This window comes from Dokdonia sp. Hel_I_63 (assembly GCF_007827285.1).
In the GTDB taxonomy this organism is placed as follows: Bacteria; Bacteroidota; Bacteroidia; order Flavobacteriales; family Flavobacteriaceae; genus Dokdonia.
Window position 1 is genome coordinate 1,594,879 of record NZ_VISD01000001.1, and the last position, 18,828, is coordinate 1,613,706.

Genomic DNA, 18,828 nt, shown 5'->3' on the forward strand with positions numbered 1-18,828 from the left:
AAAGCCTCTCAGGAAACTGAGAGGCTTTTTTTTTGCTTTCCTTTGAATAATATATTGATTAAAATGGGCATCATCACTTAGCAATAGAGTTAATGCTTTGTGTTATGGTGTACGTTGTTCTATTGTACTAAATATGCTAGCTATTTTATGAATAATTAGCTAGTTTTGTCTCCTGCCTATGAAATCACTTAAGCCATCAGTTTCCGTCATATTAAGCACGTATAATGCTGTTGATTGGTTAGAAAAAACACTTTGGGGATATCAATTTCAAACCACCTTTGATTTTGAAATTGTTATAGCAGATGATGGATCTGGACCACAGACAAAAGAGCTTTTAGAAGAATTTTCAAAAGATTTTCCAGTTCCTATTATACATGTATGGCAGGAAGATGAGGGTTTTCAAAAATCCCGTATTCTCAATAAAGCAATAGTTGCCTGTAACTCGGATTACATATTAATGAGTGATGGTGATTGTATACCAAAAAATAACTTTGTTGAAGAGCATTTAAAACATAGAAGGAAAGGTTATTTTCTTTCGGGAGGTTATTTCAAACTTCCTTTAGATATATCAAATTCAATAAATTATTCAGATATCCAGAATCAAAATTGTTTTGATGTAAACTGGTTAAAAGAACGTGGTTTAAAATCTTCATTTAAAAACAAAAAACTCACGGCTGGCAAATTTACTTCAAGAGCCCTAAATTTTCTTACTCCTACAAATGCTAGTTGGAATGGTCACAACGCTAGCGGTTGGAAAGAAGATATTGTGAGGGTAAATGGTTTTGATGAGCGCATGCAGTACGGAGGACAAGATAGAGAACTTGGTGAGCGCTTGATGAATTCTGGCATAAAATCCATTCAGATACGTTATACTGCAATTTGTGTTCATTTAGATCACGCAAGGGGATACAAGACACAAGAAACTCTTGACAAAAATGCCGCTATTAGAAAAAATACTCGTGACAATAAAGTGACTTACGCAATTCATGGTATCAATAAAAATCATGATGTTACTATTTAGATAGCCGCTATTTTTATTGAATTATGAAGTTAAAAGAATATTTTCCATCCATACTTAAAAGTTTTGCGTTAAAAAACAAATCTGTTAGTAAGATTAAGTCAAGAAACAAGAATACGGTGCCATTGATTGTGTCACTTACCACAATTCCTTCTCGTCTTAAGCTTGTTCAATATACAGTGAGGAGTCTGCTTTGTGCAAATCCTCAGCCAGATAAAATTATTCTTTGGCTTAACGAAGACTTAGAAAGTGCTGTGCCAGCAGGACTCAAAGCGTTAGAAGGTGATGTGTTTGAGATAAGATACTCGCCCTATACTTTTTCTCACCGAAAGCTTATCCATTCTTTAGAGCTTTTTCCTGATAAAATAATCGTGACCGTTGACGATGATGTGATGTATCATCCTAATTTATTAGGACAATTGTATAAGTCCCACCTAGAATATCCAAAGGATGTTATTGCAAATAGAGTAAGAAGTATATCATACAATGAACAAGGAGAAGTCCTTCCTTATAAACAATGGAAACATGTAACCTCTTCTTCCAGAGAAGATATGACGATGATGCCTGTAGGAGTATGTGGAGTTTTATATCCTGTAGGATCTCTTAATAAACAAGTTTTAAATGTAGATCTTTTTCAAGAATTATCTCCCAAAAGTGATGATCTCTGGTTTAAAACAATGGCACTTTTAAATGGGACATTATCTCGATTTGCACCATATACTGTGGAAGACCCTATACCACTAGTAGGTAGTCAAAAGGTTGCTCTTAAAAAAACAAACGTTAACGAAGATCGAAATAGAGTACAGTGGGAAAACCTAGCGTTACATTTTAATATAGACTTAAAAGAAAAGTAGGAATCTTTTTGTGTATCATGGATTTGTTTTTCTATGACTTTGCATAGAAAGTTCTTTTTTCTATCAAAAATTAATTTCCTAGCGGAGATCTTGATCTAGTCTACTAGATATCCAGTTTTTAATATGTGTAAGTAAAGCAGGATCTGCTCTTTCTAAGCTCTGGAAGGTGATAAATATTTTAGATGGATCTTCTATAAATTGAGCCAACTTCTTTTTTACACTTGAAGGTTTCTTGTAAGATCTGAAATAAGTTAGTCGCGTGTCTTTTGAGTAGTGAAAGGTTCCTTTTTTAATTTCGAGATGCTCAGATAAAGAGGACAATAAAAACTGACTCTTATCGCGGAATCTAAATGAAATATTATTTTTGAGCAAGTCCTCATGTGCGTTAAAATAATCTACTAGGGTAGATTTTCTTACACTCATAGGGGTGTGATATCTTCTGACATACTTCTTTGTGCCAGCTAGCATAGCGCTTTGCTGCTGTAGCCTTTTAAAGCTTGGTCTATTTGGGTCAGGTTCCTTTCCTATAAGCTTGAGCAGCTTTTGATAGTATACTCTAAGTGTTCTATCTTCATTAAACTTTTCCCATGAGCCACGCAATACGGGCATGCCATTGATAAAGAAATCTTCTGGGGCCGTAGCTCTCATTAAGAAGAAGTCATCATTAAAAACCACAAAATGCTCAGATAGATTTGGGATTCTATAGAGCATTATCTCTATAGAAATAGAGTTGAAACTAGGTAAAGCCTCTTCATAATTTTTAAAAATCACCGTGTGATCTATAATTTTTAGGTTGACACCTTGTTCTTGAGCCTTTGTAGATAAGACATCAAAATCTTGTGGTACCTGGTTGTCGGTAACGACATATATGTTTTTAATAAACGGAGCAAACTTGATAATCGATGCTATTGCAATCTGCACTTCGCCTATTGCATTGTAGCGAGTACTTTCTGCTTTTTTAGAGAAATCAATTTTAGTATCTAGATACGTATTGATTTTATGTTGCCATGTTAAGTCATCACCATTTACCCATGTGATAACCGCATCTATAATCATGTCATTAGTTTGCTCCGTTGTCATATTAAACTGCTACGTCGTACTCTCTTAAGGCATCATTAAGAGACGTCTTTTTGTTAGTGCTCTCTTTACGTTTACCTATAATTAGTGCACAAGGAACTTGGTACTCTCCTGCAGCAAATTTCTTAGTATAACTTCCAGGGATTACTACAGATCTTGCAGGTACGCGTCCTTTCATTTCTACAGGCTCATCACCAGTAACGTCAATAATTTTTGTGCTCATTGTAAGTACTACGTTTGCGCCTAAGACAGCTTCTTTCTCAACGTGTACACCTTCTACAACAATACATCTAGATCCTATAAAAGCACCATCTTCTATAATTACTGGAGATGCTTGTAGTGGTTCTAGAACACCACCTATACCTACACCACCACTTAGGTGTACGTTTTTACCTATTTGTGCGCAGCTTCCTACGGTTGCCCATGTATCAACCATAGTTCCCTCATCTACATAAGCTCCTATGTTTACATAACTTGGCATCAAGATTACCCCTTTAGAGATATAAGCTCCGTGACGTGCAACAGCATTAGGCACTACACGAATACCGCGATTTGCAAAGTCTCTCTTTAATGGAATTTTATCGTGATATTCAAAGATTCCAGCTTCCAGAGTTTCCATTTTTTGGATAGGGAAATAAAGTACAACCGCCTTTTTTACCCACTCATTTACTTGCCATCCGTCTTCTGTAGGTTCTGCAACGCGTAGCGTACCACGGTCTAGCATGTCTACTACCTCACGTATAGCATTTATTGTTACTGGATTAGTAAGGAGCGAGCGATCCTCCCAAGCCTCTTCGATGATGTTTCTAAGTTGTGTCATTTGATATTTTTAAGCGCTGAGTAAGATAAGTTAGCTCTTCTCAGTAATCGTTAATGGATGTTCAAAGATAAAGTTTCAAATGCTTTTTGATAGTTTCTAGTGGTGCAAAACTTAAACAAGTTAAGGCTTTCTTGTTATATATAAAACAAGAGGTGCGCTCTCGTAATGTGCATTGTGAAGCTATGAAGTAACTTAGCTGTTAAAAGATAGACCACTCTGTAAGTAGCTGCTTTTTTGTGATTGCAAGACCTTGCTATTATGAAAGCTATTGCGATGCACAACCTTATAGCTTGTTTTTCCTTATTTTTGCACAAATTTTACAGATGGCACGCATCATTGCAATAGATTACGGAACAAAGCGCACTGGTATAGCAGTGACAGACGAGTTGCAGATGATCGCTTCAGGTCTTACAACGGTTGAAACAAAAGATATTTTCACCTTTTTAAAGAAATATCTTTCAGAAGAGAAGGTAGAGGCTATGGTGATAGGTGAGCCTAAGCGCATGAATAATGAGGCGAGTGATGTGGAGGTAGATATTGTACGCTTTCGCGAAAGCGTAGAAAAAAAACATCCAGAGTTAACCATCATTAGACAAGATGAGAGGTTTACTTCAAAGATGGCATTCCAGACCATGTTAGACAGTGGTATCGGTAAAAAGAAAAGACAAAATAAAGCACTTGTAGATCAAATAAGTGCAACGATTATCCTTCAGGATTACCTGTATAATAAGTAGATATGATTATACCAATTGTGGCGTACGGAGATCCCGTACTTAAGAAAAAAGCAAAAGATATTACTCCGGAGTATCCTAAATTTAGCGAGCTCATAGAGAATATGTATGATACGATGTATGAAGCTCACGGTGTAGGGCTTGCAGCACCTCAAATAGGTTTACCTATACGTGTGTTTCTAGTTGATACAACACCGTTTGCAGAAGATGAAAGTTATACTCCAGAAGAGCAGGAACAGCTTGCAAACTTCAAGAAAACCTTTGTAAATGCAGAGATTCTTGAAGAAGAAGGAGAGGAGTGGGCATTTTCTGAAGGCTGCTTGAGCATACCTGGTATTAATGAAGATGTTTTTAGAAAACCTAAGGTAACTATTAGGTATCAAGATGAGAACTTTAAAGAGTACACAGAGACTTATGATGGACTTATTGCTCGAGTAATCCAGCATGAGTATGATCATATAGAAGGGGTCCTTTTTACAGATAAACTCTCAAGTCTTAAAAAGCGCTTAATAAAAGGAAAGCTTGTAAATATCTCAAAAGGTAAGTGTAATGCAGAGTATCGCATGCGTTTTCCAGCAGCGTCAAAAAAGCGCTAGTATTCTTAAAGTCTCGTGTAAAGATTAACGAATCCTTGCAAACAAAATTTGTAAATATGTATCGCAAAGTGCATCTTTGCCACCCAATTTGAATAATATATGAGTTTAGATAAAGTAATTGCAATCGCTGGAAAGCCTGGAATATATGAGTTAAAGCAACAAACACGCAGTGGTTTTGTGGCAGAATCTCTAGTAGATGGTAAGAGAATTACCGTAGGTATCCGTCATAACGTAAGTGTACTTTCTGAAATTGCTATCTACACCTTAAGTGAGGAGAAGCCACTTAGAGAGGTGTTACAAGCCATAAAAGACAAGGAAAATGGAGCGCCTACTATTAATCATAAGGTCTCAAAAGATGAACTTGAAGAGTTTTTCTTCAATGTGATTCCAGATTATGACGAGGATCGTGTATATGCTAGTGACATTAAGAAAGTAGTACAGTGGTACAACATTTTACAAGCAAAAGATATGCTTAACTTTGACGCGCCAGCAGCTCCCGCAGCAGCAAGCGGAGAAGAGGAATAGTGCATAACTTTTTATAATATTAAAAAGCCTTTACAGTTTATTTGTAAAGGCTTTTTTAGTTTTAAAGATGAGTACGCTTTTGCGAAAATGTGATAAGCACTCACACCATAAATAACATTAACTTAAGGTAATAGTAAATTATTCCTGCAATTACCACCCTGACTATGAATACAAGAGAGACGCAATTAAAAGCCTTTGATAGATTACTAACCATAATGGACGAACTACGCGTAGGTTGTCCTTGGGATAAAAAGCAAACCATGGAAAGCTTGCGTCACCTCACCATTGAGGAAACCTATGAGCTAGGCGATGCTATTCTTGATAATGATCTAGAAGAGGTGAAAAAGGAGCTTGGTGATCTCTTATTACACATTGTATTCTATGCCAAGATAGGAAGCGAGACTAAGGATTTTGATATCGCAGATGTTGCAAATAGTATTTCTGATAAACTTGTTTCTCGCCACCCTCATATTTATGGAGGTATTGATGTGGCAGATGCTAAGGAAGTAGAGCGCAACTGGGAAAAACTTAAGCTTAAAGAAGGTAAGAAGTCTGTACTAGAAGGAGTTCCAAAGGGATTGCCAGCACTTGTAAAAGCCAGCCGAATTCAAGATAAAGTAGCAGGTGTAGGATTTGACTGGGAAGAGCCTCAACAAGTATTTGAAAAAGTACAAGAAGAACTTGAGGAGCTACAGCACGAAGTCAACGAAAACAATCAAGAAAAGATTGAAGCCGAGTTTGGTGATGTGCTGTTCTCAATGATTAACTACGCACGCTTCTTGAAAGTAGATCCAGAAAGCGCACTAGAGCGCACCAATAAGAAATTTATAAAACGCTTTCAATACTTAGAAGGCAAAGCAAAGGAACTTGGAAAAGATCTTTCAGACATGACACTTGCCGAAATGGATGCTTTCTGGGAAGAGGCTAAGAAGTTGTAATTACTCTGTATTATTGAATTTGAGTTGTTCATCTTGAAGTTATATTTAATTTAATTATGAAGGTGAGGTGTTTTGAAAATTAATTAATATTCAACTTCAACTTCAACTTCAACTTCAACTTCAACTTCAACTTCAACTTCAACTTCAACTTCAACTTCAACTTCAACTTCAACTTCAACATAAGGGTTACTTCCCTCACTCAAACATCCTGTTCCCTCAATCTAGGTTTTTAAAAGGTGATCTCTACTATAACTTCACCTCATAATTAAAAACCAAAGGATATGAAAACACTTAGCACATTCATAACGCTGCTCCTATTTATACTAGGAGTACATGCGCAAGAAATAACAATTTCAGGAACGGTATCAGATGATGGTGAACCTCTTCCAGGAGCTAATATTCTTATAAAAAACAGTGAGATAGTAGTTGTGTCCGATTTTAATGGGAACTACAAGATTAAAGCTGCTGCTACAGATACATTAGTTTTTACGTACGTTGGTTTTAAATCAAAAGAGATTCTTGTAAATGCTCAGACTACTATAAATGTCATTTTAGAATACAGTAGTGAGTTAGATGAAGTCGTGGTTAGAGGTATGGGTTCAATAAGAGAGAAGAAAACATTAGGATATGCTGTTTCTACCGTTTCTTCAAAACTTGAAGGGAAAGCAGCAGGAGCTCGCGTGTCTGAGGTAAAGCCTTCATCTGGAATTCTTGAGAATGATCCAGCTTATGGCCAACTAACAGCTGGTGAAATAAATGATGTAGAGAAATACGCTGAGTTTGTGAAAATTTATACTTCTGGAGAAGCAAGGGAAATCGCAAAGAAGTGGGAGTTTAATCATGATGGTAGAACTGACATCCAAGTAACCGATAATAGCGGACTGCCAATAGCAAACGTTGGTGTTGCTCTTTATAAAAATTATAACCTCTTAATGAAAGGAATGACAGATGCTTCGGGAATGAGTATGCTGTTTAAAGGAAAAAATAGTCCAACTGATACTTATTTAGTACAACTGTATTATAGTGGAAAAATAGAAGGAAAGAAAATTTCTAGAAATCAGAAACAAGTCTCTTTTACAATTAATGAGCATCAAGCTAGTAATGCTATCGACATATTATTTGCAGTAGATGCTACAGGTTCCATGGGTGATGAGATTTCATATCTCAAGTCAGAGCTCAAGAATATAATGAGCAGGATAGATGCTAGTGTTAAGCAAAAGAGAGTAGCGCTTACTGTGTACAGAGACCATGGTGATGATTATGTAACTCGTGCAATAGATTTTAGTAGTGATGTAAATGAAGTAAAAGACTTCCTTTCGGCGCAGCATGCTGCAGGTGGTGGAGATTATAAAGAAGCAGTAGAGGAGGCACTTAAGGTATCATTGTCACAGTCATGGAACGAGAAAGCAAAAGCTAGAATACTCTTTTTGATGTTAGATGCTCCACCTCATTTTAACCAAGAAAACGTTGCGATGATTAAAAGTCAAATTGCAAAAGCAAAAGAGCAGGGTATAAAAATTATTCCAGTAGTTGCCAGTGGAGCAAATAAAGAAGTAGAGTTTTTAATGAGGTCTTTTAGTGTTTCAACTAATGGAACATATGTGTTCTTAACAGACGATAGTGGTATAGGAAATGATCACATAGAAGCCACTACAGAAAGTTTTAAAGTAGAAAAACTTAATGATCTAATGGTGCGATTGATAGAGCAGTATGCAGGTGTGCAAACTGCTGTTTAAGAGTAGTGTTTTTTTTGTGGATGATTAATAGCGCACTGTGTAAAGCAGTGCGCTATTTCTTTATATAGACTGTAAGTATAAATACTCTACTTTCTCTCTTGCCCATGGAGTTCTTCTTAAAAACTTTAAGCTAGATTTTATGGTAGGATCCTTTTTAAAACAATTAATATCTACCTGCAAACTCATTTCTTTCCAGCCATATTTTTCAACTAGAAATTCAAGTATATCTGCAAGCTTTACACCGTGCAGCGGATTATTAGGTTGTGCTTTTTTCTCTTCCATAGGCTGCAAAGATAAAAGAAACTATTGTCTAAAAAGATTTACCGTTACCGTAGCTGCTTCTGTATTTGGAAACTTAGCACTTAAGGTTTCATCTTTTTTCATTCCAATAGCGGCAAGTGTATCATGAAATACTGGCACTTCTACAATATATTGATCAGAATATCCATGTGTAGCATCATAAGCCGTAACTGCTGTGCGTCCTATATTACGAGCGGCTACTGCTGGAGGAATACTGTGTAGTTCTATAAGTAATAACCCATGTTTCCCTACGTAAGGTGACCACTTACTAAAGTGAGCTGCAAGAGATGCCTCCACGTCATTGTTAGATAGTCGTTTCCCTTCATATGAAAATGCTCCCGTTGAGGTGCTTGCATGCTCAAGCTTTTTCTCTGGTGCTTTCCATACACGATTGTGGTCTAAGAAGGAGCGTACATTTAATAAATCGCCCAGCGTGATATCATACTCCTCTTGTAAATTTGTCGCCAGTCTTTCTGGATCACCTATATCTCCCCACATTACTTTTGCCCAGATTTCAGATTGTATTACATTTTGCTTAGTAATATCTATGGCAGCTTGGTTGTAGTCTGCTCCTACTAGTATGAGTGGGTATTCATCTAGATGCTTGCCACGCAGAGTATGACGCTCGATGAGGTTGTAAAGGTGAATTAAAAACGCACCATTACCACAGCCCATATCGAGAATACCTTTAGGTTGTTCATCTAGTGGTTTATTAAAAATATCTAAGATGATGGTATCTACCACTTTGAAATAGGTAGCATGTGCACCACCACTTCCCCAGACGTTCATAGCTCTGTCTACATGGCCTTCTTGTTCGCCATCGCCATGGTTTTTTGCACTCAATGCATCGCCAAAAATAAGATTATCAAGTTTGCGTAATGTTGGTATGTACGATACAGTCACTCCGTAAGAGCTTGCTCTTTTTGCAAAAAATAGTCCTTTGTCTGTAAACTGATACGTCTGTCCTTTCTTATTAAAAAGTTCAAAATACGAGAGTACGTCAAGAAGCTTTTTAAAGTTTTCTCCGTCTGCATGGAACTCCTCAGGCTTAAAGCTGGCTTGCATAAAGTATTTATGAAAGGCACCATTCATTGATAGGTGCACAAGCGTTGGGCCTAGAATATTTCCTTCTATATGCGCAAGTATCTGCTCTTGAATTTCGCGTTCTTGAGTATTTGAAGATAAATTGAGACCATAAGCGTCTTTGTATTTCTTAAAAATATCTTGGAGTTTCTTAAATGGAGCTGCCTCAAATTTCCTGAAATGGTAATTCTCAGAAAGCTTTTGCAATGCAGTCACATCTTCATATAGTGGAAAAAGAGCAAAAGCAATTGGAGATAATTCGTTTACCTTATAAACCACTTCATTATCCTCATTATTCACAGATTGCTCAATCCATCCTTGAGATGCAAGCACACGTAATGCTACGTTCAAGTAGCCTTCGTTTACAGTAAAAGCGTTGCTTAAAGTAGTTAGGCTCACTTCTTTTTCTTGCAAAATAAAATCGGTTACTCCATTTTTATATAGTGAAAACGCAGATGGCGCTGTCACAATACCGTCTAGATGTCTAAAAAGGCGTTCTCTATAAGTGGTTTGTAGTGTTTTTGACACCATAATATCAGTATGTTAGTCGTTAGATTTTTATAAGTCTACTTAGTCGGTAGGATTATGTGCAAATTACTTAATAATTGTTTTTTAACATCAATTTAATTGCGACAGATTCTTATGTATTTTTACAGTAATGAATCGTACTTCAAAAATTATTTCTATTAGTGATATAATAGTGCTTAAAGAGCAATTGTTATCGTGGTCTCAACAATTTGAAGAGGTCGTTTGGCTTGATAGTAATAGCTACGAACGTCAGAATTATCCCGAGTATGAAGCAATTCTTGCAGTAGATGCTTTTACAAGTTTAAAGACTGATTATCAAGGTGCTTTTGATCAGCTGGAGGAGTATCAAAGTACGATAAAGGATTGGATATTTGGCTATTTAAGTTATGACCTTAAGAATGACACAGAACGCTTAACCTCAAAAAATGATGATAAGCTAGACTTTGCAGACCTTCATTTTTTTCAACCTAAAAAGTTATTCTTACTCAAAGGAAACACACTCGAGATGTTATATCTAGGGATGGTAGATGATGAGATGGATGAAGATTTTGAGGAAATAACTGCCACCAAATCTTCTGAAACTAACTCCCAAGCGCAACCATTATCCATAAAACTTAAGATTCACAAAGAGGCTTATAAGGAAAAAGTGCGCAGCATGTTACAGCATATTTATCGTGGAGATATTTATGAGGCAAACTTATGTCAAGAGTTCTATGCGCTGGGAACCATAAACCCATTGGAAATATACAAACGCCTTAATGCGATTAGTTCGCCGCCATTTGGCACTTATCTTAAGCTTGAGGATCAGTTTTTACTTTCGGCTTCTCCAGAGCGATATATTAAGAAAATAGGGAGTAAGATCGTTACACAGCCCATAAAAGGTACGGCAAAGCGAGGAGTGGATGAAAAGGAGGATACCGCTTTCGCGAAAGCGTTACAAGAAAACTCAAAAGAGCGCTCCGAAAATATCATGATAGTAGATTTGGTAAGAAATGACCTATCAAAAACCGCCCAAAAAGGATCTGTAATTGTAGAAGAGCTATGCGAAGTTTATCCTTTTAAGCAAGTGCACCAAATGATCTCTACGGTAACCTCGACGCTTAGTCTTGGTATTTCTCCGGTAGATGCGATTAGAAGTACCTTCCCAATGGGAAGCATGACAGGCGCTCCAAAGTTGCGAGCGATGCAAATTATTGAGTCACTAGAAGAGTCAAAACGTGGATTGTATAGTGGCGCTGTAGGTTACTTTACGCCAGATGGAGATTTTGATTTTAATGTGGTCATACGTAGTATTTTATACAATGCAGAAAATGAATATATCTCATACTCCGTAGGTGGAGCCATCACTGCAGGATCAGATCCAGATACTGAGTACGAAGAATGCTTGCTTAAAGCAAAAGCGATGCGTGCAGTTTTAGAAGGAGATTTGTAAATTAGTGCTTTAAACGACTTATGGCAAATACATTAGAAAATATAAAACTCAAAGAAGAAAGCATATCCATTAACGATAAGCACATAGATAAACTATTACTCTTTAGTAGTCTATCTACTTCGCTGTTTCTTTTGTTATATGCTTACAAAAGTTCTAATAATAGTGATGTTGATATTCTCACTATTATCACTGGATCTTTAGGCGGCATACTTTTAATATTGAGTGTTTCAAGTATTTTTCGCATTTCATGGCAGAAAGAGATTGACCTTTCGGAAATTGCTTATGTTCAAGATAAAACAGCTTTTACGGGACATAGATCTCTGATTTTAAGATTGAAGAATAAGAGAATAAAGAACTTGTACTTAGAGCCTGCGGATATACCAGAAATGCTCAGACAATTAACACAGCATAATATTCCAATTAATGCTAAGGGATGATTGAGTAACTAATTACCTTTGCATCGTAGAATACTATTTTACAATTATAGATATGATACGTAGTGCGCTTTCGCGAAAGCGTACTAACAATAAACCAACTAGCTTAAAGCATACAGCTAAGAGCCTAAAGTAAAACTATGAGCGACGATAAAAAAATAATATTTACAATGTCTGGGGTTACAAAAACCTTTCCAGGCGCACAAACACCAGTACTTAAGAAAATCTATTTAAGCTTTTTTTATGGAGCAAAAATTGGAATTTTAGGTCTTAACGGTTCTGGTAAATCTACGCTGATGAAAATCATCGCAGGATTAGATACCAACTTTCAAGGAGACGTAACTTCAGATAAAGAATTTTCTGTAGGATACCTTGAGCAAGAGCCTCAGCTTGATCCAGAAAAAACTGTACTTGAGATTGTAAAAGAAGGAGCTGCCGAAACGGTTGCTATTCTTGATGAGTACAATAAGATTAATGACTCTTTTGGACTAGAAGAAGTATACTCTGACGCCGATAAGATGGATAAACTCATGGCACGCCAGGCTGTCTTACAAGATGAGATAGATGCACGCGGAGCATGGGAACTAGATACAAAACTTGAGATTGCAATGGATGCATTACGTACGCCTCCTGCAGATCAAAAAGTGGGTGTACTTTCTGGTGGAGAAAAACGTCGCGTTGCTTTATGTAGATTATTATTACAAGAGCCAGATGTATTATTACTAGATGAGCCTACTAACCACCTTGATGCAGAGTCTGTACACTGGTTAGAGCACCACCTAGCACAATATAAAGGAACGGTGATTGCAGTAACGCACGACCGTTATTTCCTTGATAACGTAGCAGGATGGATTCTTGAGCTAGATAGAGGAGAAGGAATTCCTTGGAAAGGAAATTACTCTTCTTGGTTAGATCAGAAGTCTAAGCGTATGGCACAAGAAAGTAAAACAGCTTCAAAACGTCAAAAAACTTTAGAGCGTGAGCTTGACTGGGTACGTCAAGGAGCAAAAGGTCGTCAGACTAAACAAAAAGCGCGTCTACAGAACTATGATAAGATGATGAGTCAAGACCAGAAGCAAGTAGATGAAAAAGTAGAAATCTACATCCCTAATGGGCCACGTCTTGGTACAAATGTGATTGAAGCATCAGGAGTGAGTAAAGCTTTTGGTGATAAATTACTTTATGAAGACTTAAACTTCAACCTTCCACAAGCTGGTATTGTAGGAGTGATAGGACCTAACGGAGCTGGTAAAACTACCATCTTTAAAATGATCATGGGTGAAGAAGCTCCAGATAAGGGGAACTTTACCGTAGGAGATACTGCTCAAATCGCATATGTAGATCAGAGTCACAGTAACATAGATCCAGATAAAACTATCTGGCAGAACTTCTCAGACGAGCAAGAGCTTGTTATGATGGGAGGGAAGGAAGTAAATTCTAGAGCGTATTTAAGTAGATTTAACTTCTCAGGAAGTGAGCAAAATAAGAAAGTTGCAACACTATCTGGAGGTGAGCGTAACCGCTTACACCTTGCAATGACACTAAGAGAAGAAGGAAACGTACTGCTACTGGATGAGCCTACAAACGACCTTGATGTAAATACATTAAGAGCGCTAGAAGAAGGACTAGAAAACTTTGCAGGTTGTGCCGTAGTAATTAGTCACGACCGTTGGTTCTTAGATCGTATCTGTACACACATTCTTGCTTTTGAGGGAGATAGCCAAGTGTATTTCTTTGAAGGAGGATTCTCTGAGTATGAGGAGAATAAGAAGAAGAGATTAGGTGGAGATCTAATGCCTAAGCGTATCAAGTATAAAAAACTAGTGAGATCGTAAATACTCGCAGTTAGCAACAAAAATGCCCAATACTCGAAGGAGTATTGGGCATTTTTATTTTAATTAGGTAGTTAATTTAAGTTCTTAAAGAAAGAAGAAAAATAACGCACATAATGAGAGAACAATTACTGAAACAATAAGGATAGGTTTGTTTTTTATTTCTACTTGCATCTTGAAATAATGTTAGTTATAAAATATAGATGCAAAACTATATAAAAGGTTGCGTGTGAGAATATTAATTTTCTGTAAGAGTAATCTTAACTTAACGTTTCTTGTAGTGCCTTATTGTGATTTTTAACATCCCGCTTTCGCGAAAGCATAAAAAACACATCTCATTAACAAACGTTGCGCTAGCAATTAATCAATGAGACTCCCAAAAAAGATTGCGTTTAAGAAGAGCTTATTGGTTCCATACCAGCTTCCTCTAAAGTTAGGATTATCTGCAAACATCACTATGCGTCCTCGTCCTTTAGGAGAGACCACAATAGATGCGCTCTTTTTCATAAAGTCATTGAGGTTTTTATCAGAAATGTAACCATCAATATGAGGCGTTGCCGAATATTGTGCAACAGTGTTATACTCGTTCTTGCTAGGTTGTAACCAGACATTGTTATTTTTATACACAGGTAGTTGCTTGTAGCGATAACCAAATGCTAGCGGATGAGTAAGATCTAGGTCTACTTCAAAAATAGCTCCACCTAGACGCTCCTTTCCACGATTAGGTCTTTGATTAACGTAAGGCTCTCTCTTAATAGTTTTTGTAGAATCTTTCTTGACTTCTTTAGTAAGTTTTCCAGTAGCTATTTTTGATTTGATAGCCCAGCTGCTAGCGGTTCCAGAAGTAATCAATGTGTTCCCTTGTGAAACCCATGAAGTGAGATTTTCTTGAAATCGCTTTGATAAATCCCCGTAGCTTCCAGAAACCATTACTACTGTGTTGTACTTGCTTAAATCTACTCTGTTAAGGTTATTACTCATCACTTTTGTAATAGGCATGTGGACACGTGTATCAAGTAAATGCCATATCTCACCAGCTTCGTATGAACTTGTCCCATCTCCTATAATCATAAGCGCTTTAGGAGTATCCACTTTTTGAAAATTCTGACTACCTAAGTCAATTCCTTTGATGCTAAAACCTGTATTTGCCGCATAGATAGGTACTTGAAATTGCTGTTGTCCAGCTATTACGATGCGATACACTTCTTCTGAAGTTTTTTCTTGACGGCTTACAGGCAGCATAAGCGTTCCGTAGTTGAAGTCACGATTACCACTCGTTGTTTTTGCAGTAAAAGGTTTAAATGCCGTCGCCACTGTTAGACCTTCACGCTGTAAATAAGCAAGCAAAGCAGGCGCATTATAATCATCATAATCGATGAGGTATGCATAATCTGTTTTTGTTACCATTTGAACTTTAGTGAGCTCATCTGTAGACGTAACTTCGTTACCTAAGTTCGGTGGGCTAGACAATCCCTTGTAACGCATATTATAGAAGTTGCCCACAGACCATGCACTTGCGTCATAATAAACACTGTCTCTGTATGTTTTATAGGTTTCAAAGAAGGATTGTACCATTCTTTTTTGTGCTTGTTGTGTAGGTACTACATAACGTCCATCGCCTTTGTCATATAACTTAATGCGATGCTTGAGTAGCTTGTCTATAAAAGCCTTGGTTCTGTTTGCGTCATAAGGGTCTCCAAATTCATAAGCGGAGGCTTGATCTGTTTTTGCTTTCGCGAAAGCGGACTTAAAAAAATCTTGCTGGTATTTGCGCAAGGTTCCTTTATTCTCTACTGCAGCCTTAACAGTTGCCATCCCAGAGGTGTACTGATTTCTTATGGTAAAAGGGAAACTTATAGTTCCGAAATCTGTGTCTTGAAGATGCCCGCGACTGCTCGCTTGTTCAAAAAGAAGTGCCAGTGCTCCCTGAAGATCCGGATATGAAGATCCATATCCAGGGTAGGTACCGTCAAAAGATTCCTTTGTAAAATAAAAACTACCTATCTCATCAAGCGCACTTGAAAAGTAAGGAGCAAAAAGGTTGTTGAGGTCTTCATAGTTTTCCTTGGGCATAATAGGATTCATACTCCCAATAGGCAGCATAGGCTCAAAAAAGTGACTGCTGTTTGTTCCCATCTCGTGGAAATCTGTAACTACATTTGGATACCACTCGTGATACCAATCTAGTTTACCACGGCTTTCTGGATTTATCGCAAGTAGCCAGTCACGGTTTAAGTCAAACCAGTAATGGTTAGTACGTCCGCGGGGCCACATCTCGGTATGCTCTGCGTCTATATTATCAGATACCAGGGGACTACCTTTATAGCTATTTGCCCACTGTGTATGTCGATCACGCCCATCTGGATTTATGGTAGGATCTATAAATATGATACTGTTCTCTCTATATTTTTTTATTTCTAGATGTTGTGAAGCAACAAGTGTATATGCCGTGAGCAAGGCGGCTTCAGAGCTGGATGGCTCATTGCCATGTACATTATACCCAAGTTGTATAAAAACAGGAATATCATCATAATTAGTCGCACGTTGCTTGGTGTCTACAAAAGCGAGGTGTTGCTTTTTTAGGGCAGGTAGGTTCTCTTGATTATTTATGTTTGTTACGGTAAGCATCACAAGTTTTCTGTTCTCGTGTGTTCTTCCGTACTCACTTATCGTTGCTCTAGGCGATAACTCGGCTAGTTTTTCAAAATAGGAGACTATCTGATCGTGACGCGTGTGTTGCTCACCTATTTCATAACCAAGATATTGTGCCGGAGACGGGATTGCAGCGTCAAAAGGTCCGTACTTTCCTGTAAAGTACACTTGTGCGTGTAGTTGAGGTGATAACGCTTTCGCGAAAGCGAATACTAAAACACTTACAACTAGAATTTTGTATTTCATTTGGATTGGTTTAATTCCTTAAAAATACAGAAATAAATTTTGCACAATCGGTGCCTGAAAAATATTGTTTTTGTGCTACCTTTATTTGTGCACGGTTTTTGATACCTGCTAGACTCATCAAAAAAACGCTATGCGGTACTTTTACATATTCTTGTTTATTTCATCACTTGCAGTTGCACAATCTACACCTATAAAAGGGGTAGTTATCCCACAGGTAACTTTTGATAATGCAACAAATGATTATTCTTTGTTTTTACCCGCAAATTATACGGAAACAGCTACGTATCCTGTAGTTGTGATTTATGATGAACTAGGGCGAGGAGCTAGTGCGGTACAGCAATTTTCTATAGGTGCAGGATTAACTGAAAGTATTGTGGCTAGTCCTAACTACAGGTTAAATGATACCCTTTCTGTAGCTATTGATCAAAGTAAAGAATTTATAGAAAAGCTATCTCAAACGTATGCCGTTAATGAGGATAAAATTATCTTATCTGGATATGGTAGGGATGGTCTTGTTGTTACGGCTCAAGCACAGGGTGATAAATCGATTTATGGTGTCATCGGAATAGGAAATGCATTTTTAGATAAAAAAAGCATGCGTAGTAATGAGAATCTTAAAATAGCTTTACTCTCTCCAGATGAAGGTAGTCAGTATTACAAGTTGAGGTCTTACAGCCGTAATTATGGACTGAGAAAGAATCTAGTAAGTTATCACACTTATGATGGTGTAGACTGGCCTAGTGCAGGCTATACTGCAGAAGCGCTGACTGCTATTTTGATAGATGAAACTACGAGTGATGAGAAACTTCAATCTTATTACAATAGTGATCTTGCTTTCGGTAAAACAATGTACCGAAAGCAAGAAGGTCTAGAAGCCTATGATTTTGTATCAACGCTTAAAGACAAGTATAAAAAGCGACTGGACATCGACGAGCAAAAAGAGCTTTTAAAAAATATTAAAAGACTTAAGAATTATAGATCAAATCGTGACCTCTATACTATTTATAGTTACGGAGAAGACCTCATGGCAGAGGAGTTTCAATATAACATCCGGGAGGATATGAATAATAGTTACTTTAATAATTTAGGGTGGTGGAGTTACCAGATGGACGAACTTGATATGCAAATAGACAGTACAGATAATGCTATTATAAAACGCAAGTCGGCGATGCGTTTGAAGAGATTTGTGCAATCTGAGGTTGAATTGCAGTATAAAATATTACAGCGTAAGGATGCTAAAATCGAGCAATTGCTATTTGCCAACGTATTGAGATCACTTGTGAATCCAAATAATCAGGATGCATTTATTCAATCAATATCCTTAAGTGCAAGAGAAGGTGACGTAAATGCTACGTTGTTTTATCTTGAAGAACTTCTCAAAACTGGATATACAGATTATGAGGCATTGTATAAAATTCCATACACAACCGCAGCTCGCATAAGTAATGAGTGGAATGAAATTATAAAAGCGTACTTAGGGAAGTCTAAGTATTACTAGCGTTTTGAGCTTCTCTTAGAGCGGTTATTATAGATGAAGCATTGCTAGTGCTTACAAAAAACTCATTCATTTTATTTTTAGTTTTAATATGGAGATTACCTCCAGTATGAGTATTATATAAAGTTCCTTCAGGAGTAAACCTGATGCCTATACCCCAGTACCAAGGTATCTTTACACCTCTCGCAGTGGTAATATCTAGCTCATTAATGGCAATCTTTTTGTAAAGTAGTCCTATTCCAAAACTAGCAATAGCATACCGACTTGTAATGATGATTTCTAGCTTGTAAAATAATATGAGAATAACAATAAAAAGAAGGCAGCAAGCAATTAGCGTATAGGGAATGGTATCATTATTAATCAATTGCTTGATAATAAAAAAGGTCATAAGTGCAATCGAGATTGCACATATAATCACAATTAGATGAAATGGCTGCGTCTCTTTGTAGCGTATTTTTCTCATGATTGATAATGCTTGTTATTTGTAATATTGAAAATTACTGATTTTAAAACATTAACCATAATACGGTT

Annotated in this window: 17 protein-coding genes; 11 read left to right on the plus strand and 6 right to left on the minus strand. The window is 37.1% G+C overall.

Translation table 11 applies throughout. The features are described 5' to 3' along the window. Positions 1-178: 178 nt before the first annotated feature. On the plus strand, positions 179-1,021 hold the full coding sequence (locus JM84_RS07060) for a glycosyltransferase family 2 protein (RefSeq protein ID WP_144783386.1): 843 nt from the start codon (positions 179-181) through the stop codon (positions 1,019-1,021). Between the two features lie 23 nt (positions 1,022-1,044). Beyond that, on the plus strand, positions 1,045-1,872 hold the full coding sequence (locus JM84_RS07065; RefSeq protein WP_013749740.1) for a hypothetical protein: 828 nt from the start codon (positions 1,045-1,047) through the stop codon (positions 1,870-1,872). Between the two features lie 78 nt (positions 1,873-1,950). Here the strand turns inward: JM84_RS07065 and JM84_RS07070 are convergent, their stop codons facing one another. Together JM84_RS07070 and JM84_RS07075 are read right to left on the minus strand one after the other, a co-directional pair. After that, on the minus strand, positions 1,951-2,952 hold the full coding sequence (locus JM84_RS07070) for a Stealth CR1 domain-containing protein (protein ID WP_013749739.1): 1,002 nt from the start codon (positions 2,950-2,952) through the stop codon (positions 1,951-1,953). 1 nt (position 2,953) lies between these two features. Continuing rightward, positions 2,954-3,769 (minus strand): 2,3,4,5-tetrahydropyridine-2,6-dicarboxylate N-succinyltransferase, encoded by an 816-nt coding sequence (locus tag JM84_RS07075; RefSeq protein WP_013749738.1) that lies wholly within the window; start codon positions 3,767-3,769, stop codon positions 2,954-2,956. A 323-nt stretch (positions 3,770-4,092) separates the two neighbouring features. Here JM84_RS07075 and ruvX point away from each other — a divergent pair, with 323 nt between their 5' ends. From ruvX to JM84_RS07100, 5 genes are all read left to right on the plus strand, one after another. Further along, positions 4,093-4,503, plus strand: coding sequence for a Holliday junction resolvase RuvX (gene ruvX, locus JM84_RS07080; RefSeq protein WP_013749737.1), 411 nt, complete (start codon positions 4,093-4,095; stop codon positions 4,501-4,503). A gap of 2 nt (positions 4,504-4,505) precedes the next feature. Beyond that, on the plus strand, positions 4,506-5,096 hold the full coding sequence (def, locus tag JM84_RS07085; RefSeq protein ID WP_108878311.1) for a peptide deformylase: 591 nt from the start codon (positions 4,506-4,508) through the stop codon (positions 5,094-5,096). Positions 5,097-5,195: 99 nt separating this feature from the next. Then, the gene (locus JM84_RS07090) at positions 5,196-5,621 is read left to right on the plus strand and encodes a DUF5606 domain-containing protein (protein WP_013749735.1); all 426 of its coding nucleotides are present in this window, start codon (positions 5,196-5,198) and stop codon (positions 5,619-5,621) included. Between the two features lie 164 nt (positions 5,622-5,785). Continuing rightward, positions 5,786-6,559: a nucleoside triphosphate pyrophosphohydrolase gene (gene mazG / locus JM84_RS07095; protein ID WP_013749734.1), complete on the plus strand. Its 774-nt coding sequence runs from the start codon at positions 5,786-5,788 to the stop codon at positions 6,557-6,559. A 281-nt stretch (positions 6,560-6,840) separates the two neighbouring features. Beyond that, positions 6,841-8,295, plus strand: a complete 1,455-nt coding sequence (locus JM84_RS07100; protein WP_144783388.1) for a vWA domain-containing protein — start codon at positions 6,841-6,843, stop codon at positions 8,293-8,295. A 60-nt stretch (positions 8,296-8,355) separates the two neighbouring features. On the opposite strand, the gene JM84_RS07105 is transcribed toward JM84_RS07100, so the two are convergent. Continuing rightward, positions 8,356-8,577, minus strand: coding sequence for a VF530 family DNA-binding protein (locus JM84_RS07105; RefSeq protein ID WP_013749732.1), 222 nt, complete (start codon positions 8,575-8,577; stop codon positions 8,356-8,358). Positions 8,578-8,598: 21 nt separating this feature from the next. Then, positions 8,599-10,209 (minus strand): class I SAM-dependent methyltransferase, encoded by a 1,611-nt coding sequence (locus tag JM84_RS07110; protein WP_144783390.1) that lies wholly within the window; start codon positions 10,207-10,209, stop codon positions 8,599-8,601. Positions 10,210-10,336: 127 nt separating this feature from the next. On the opposite strand from JM84_RS07110, the gene pabB reads away from it, so the two are divergent. The 3 genes from pabB (at position 10,337) to ettA (ending at position 13,907) form a co-directional block, all read left to right on the plus strand. Beyond that, positions 10,337-11,638, plus strand: a complete 1,302-nt coding sequence (gene pabB, locus JM84_RS07115; protein WP_144783392.1) for an aminodeoxychorismate synthase component I — start codon at positions 10,337-10,339, stop codon at positions 11,636-11,638. 20 nt (positions 11,639-11,658) lie between these two features. After that, complete coding sequence (locus tag JM84_RS07120; protein WP_144783394.1) at positions 11,659-12,075, plus strand: hypothetical protein; 417 nt, start codon at positions 11,659-11,661, stop codon at positions 12,073-12,075. 137 nt (positions 12,076-12,212) lie between these two features. Next, a complete protein-coding gene (ettA, locus tag JM84_RS07125) occupies positions 12,213-13,907 on the plus strand; it encodes an energy-dependent translational throttle protein EttA (protein ID WP_013749728.1) in 1,695 nt (564 codons plus the stop codon). 357 nt (positions 13,908-14,264) lie between these two features. Here ettA and JM84_RS07130 read toward each other — a convergent pair whose 3' ends face one another. Next, positions 14,265-16,802: a M14 family zinc carboxypeptidase gene (locus JM84_RS07130; RefSeq protein ID WP_013749727.1), complete on the minus strand. Its 2,538-nt coding sequence runs from the start codon at positions 16,800-16,802 to the stop codon at positions 14,265-14,267. A gap of 130 nt (positions 16,803-16,932) precedes the next feature. Between JM84_RS07130 and JM84_RS07135 the strand changes: the two genes are divergently transcribed. Next, positions 16,933-18,300 carry a hypothetical protein gene (locus JM84_RS07135; protein WP_013749726.1) on the plus strand — a complete coding sequence of 456 codons (1,368 nt, stop codon included), beginning with the start codon at positions 16,933-16,935 and terminating at the stop codon, positions 18,298-18,300. On the opposite strand, the gene JM84_RS07140 is transcribed toward JM84_RS07135, so the two are convergent. Then, positions 18,287-18,760 (minus strand): hypothetical protein, encoded by a 474-nt coding sequence (locus JM84_RS07140; RefSeq protein WP_013749725.1) that lies wholly within the window; start codon positions 18,758-18,760, stop codon positions 18,287-18,289. The genes JM84_RS07135 and JM84_RS07140 overlap by 14 nt on opposite strands. Positions 18,761-18,828 lie beyond the last annotated feature (68 nt).

What these genes read in the sequence shown, in the direction of transcription:
- JM84_RS07075 (WP_013749738.1), bottom strand. Translation starts at nt 3,769, where the DNA reads ATGACACAACTTAGAAACATCATCGAAGAGGCTTGGGAGGATCGCTCG.
- JM84_RS07100 (WP_144783388.1), top strand. Translation starts at nt 6,841, where the DNA reads ATGAAAACACTTAGCACATTCATAACGCTGCTCCTATTTATACTAGGA.
- JM84_RS07110 (WP_144783390.1), bottom strand. Translation starts at nt 10,209, where the DNA reads ATGGTGTCAAAAACACTACAAACCACTTATAGAGAACGCCTTTTTAGA.
- JM84_RS07065 (WP_013749740.1), top strand. Translation starts at nt 1,045, where the DNA reads ATGAAGTTAAAAGAATATTTTCCATCCATACTTAAAAGTTTTGCGTTA.
- JM84_RS07130 (WP_013749727.1), bottom strand. Translation starts at nt 16,802, where the DNA reads ATGAAATACAAAATTCTAGTTGTAAGTGTTTTAGTATTCGCTTTCGCG.
- ruvX (WP_013749737.1), top strand. Translation starts at nt 4,093, where the DNA reads ATGGCACGCATCATTGCAATAGATTACGGAACAAAGCGCACTGGTATA.
- JM84_RS07120 (WP_144783394.1), top strand. Translation starts at nt 11,659, where the DNA reads ATGGCAAATACATTAGAAAATATAAAACTCAAAGAAGAAAGCATATCC.
- mazG (WP_013749734.1), top strand. Translation starts at nt 5,786, where the DNA reads ATGAATACAAGAGAGACGCAATTAAAAGCCTTTGATAGATTACTAACC.
- ettA (WP_013749728.1), top strand. Translation starts at nt 12,213, where the DNA reads ATGAGCGACGATAAAAAAATAATATTTACAATGTCTGGGGTTACAAAA.
- JM84_RS07060 (WP_144783386.1), top strand. Translation starts at nt 179, where the DNA reads ATGAAATCACTTAAGCCATCAGTTTCCGTCATATTAAGCACGTATAAT.
- JM84_RS07105 (WP_013749732.1), bottom strand. Translation starts at nt 8,577, where the DNA reads ATGGAAGAGAAAAAAGCACAACCTAATAATCCGCTGCACGGTGTAAAG.
- JM84_RS07070 (WP_013749739.1), bottom strand. Translation starts at nt 2,952, where the DNA reads ATGACAACGGAGCAAACTAATGACATGATTATAGATGCGGTTATCACA.
- JM84_RS07090 (WP_013749735.1), top strand. Translation starts at nt 5,196, where the DNA reads ATGAGTTTAGATAAAGTAATTGCAATCGCTGGAAAGCCTGGAATATAT.
- def (WP_108878311.1), top strand. Translation starts at nt 4,506, where the DNA reads ATGATTATACCAATTGTGGCGTACGGAGATCCCGTACTTAAGAAAAAA.
- pabB (WP_144783392.1), top strand. Translation starts at nt 10,337, where the DNA reads ATGAATCGTACTTCAAAAATTATTTCTATTAGTGATATAATAGTGCTT.
- JM84_RS07140 (WP_013749725.1), bottom strand. Translation starts at nt 18,760, where the DNA reads ATGAGAAAAATACGCTACAAAGAGACGCAGCCATTTCATCTAATTGTG.
- JM84_RS07135 (WP_013749726.1), top strand. Translation starts at nt 16,933, where the DNA reads ATGCGGTACTTTTACATATTCTTGTTTATTTCATCACTTGCAGTTGCA.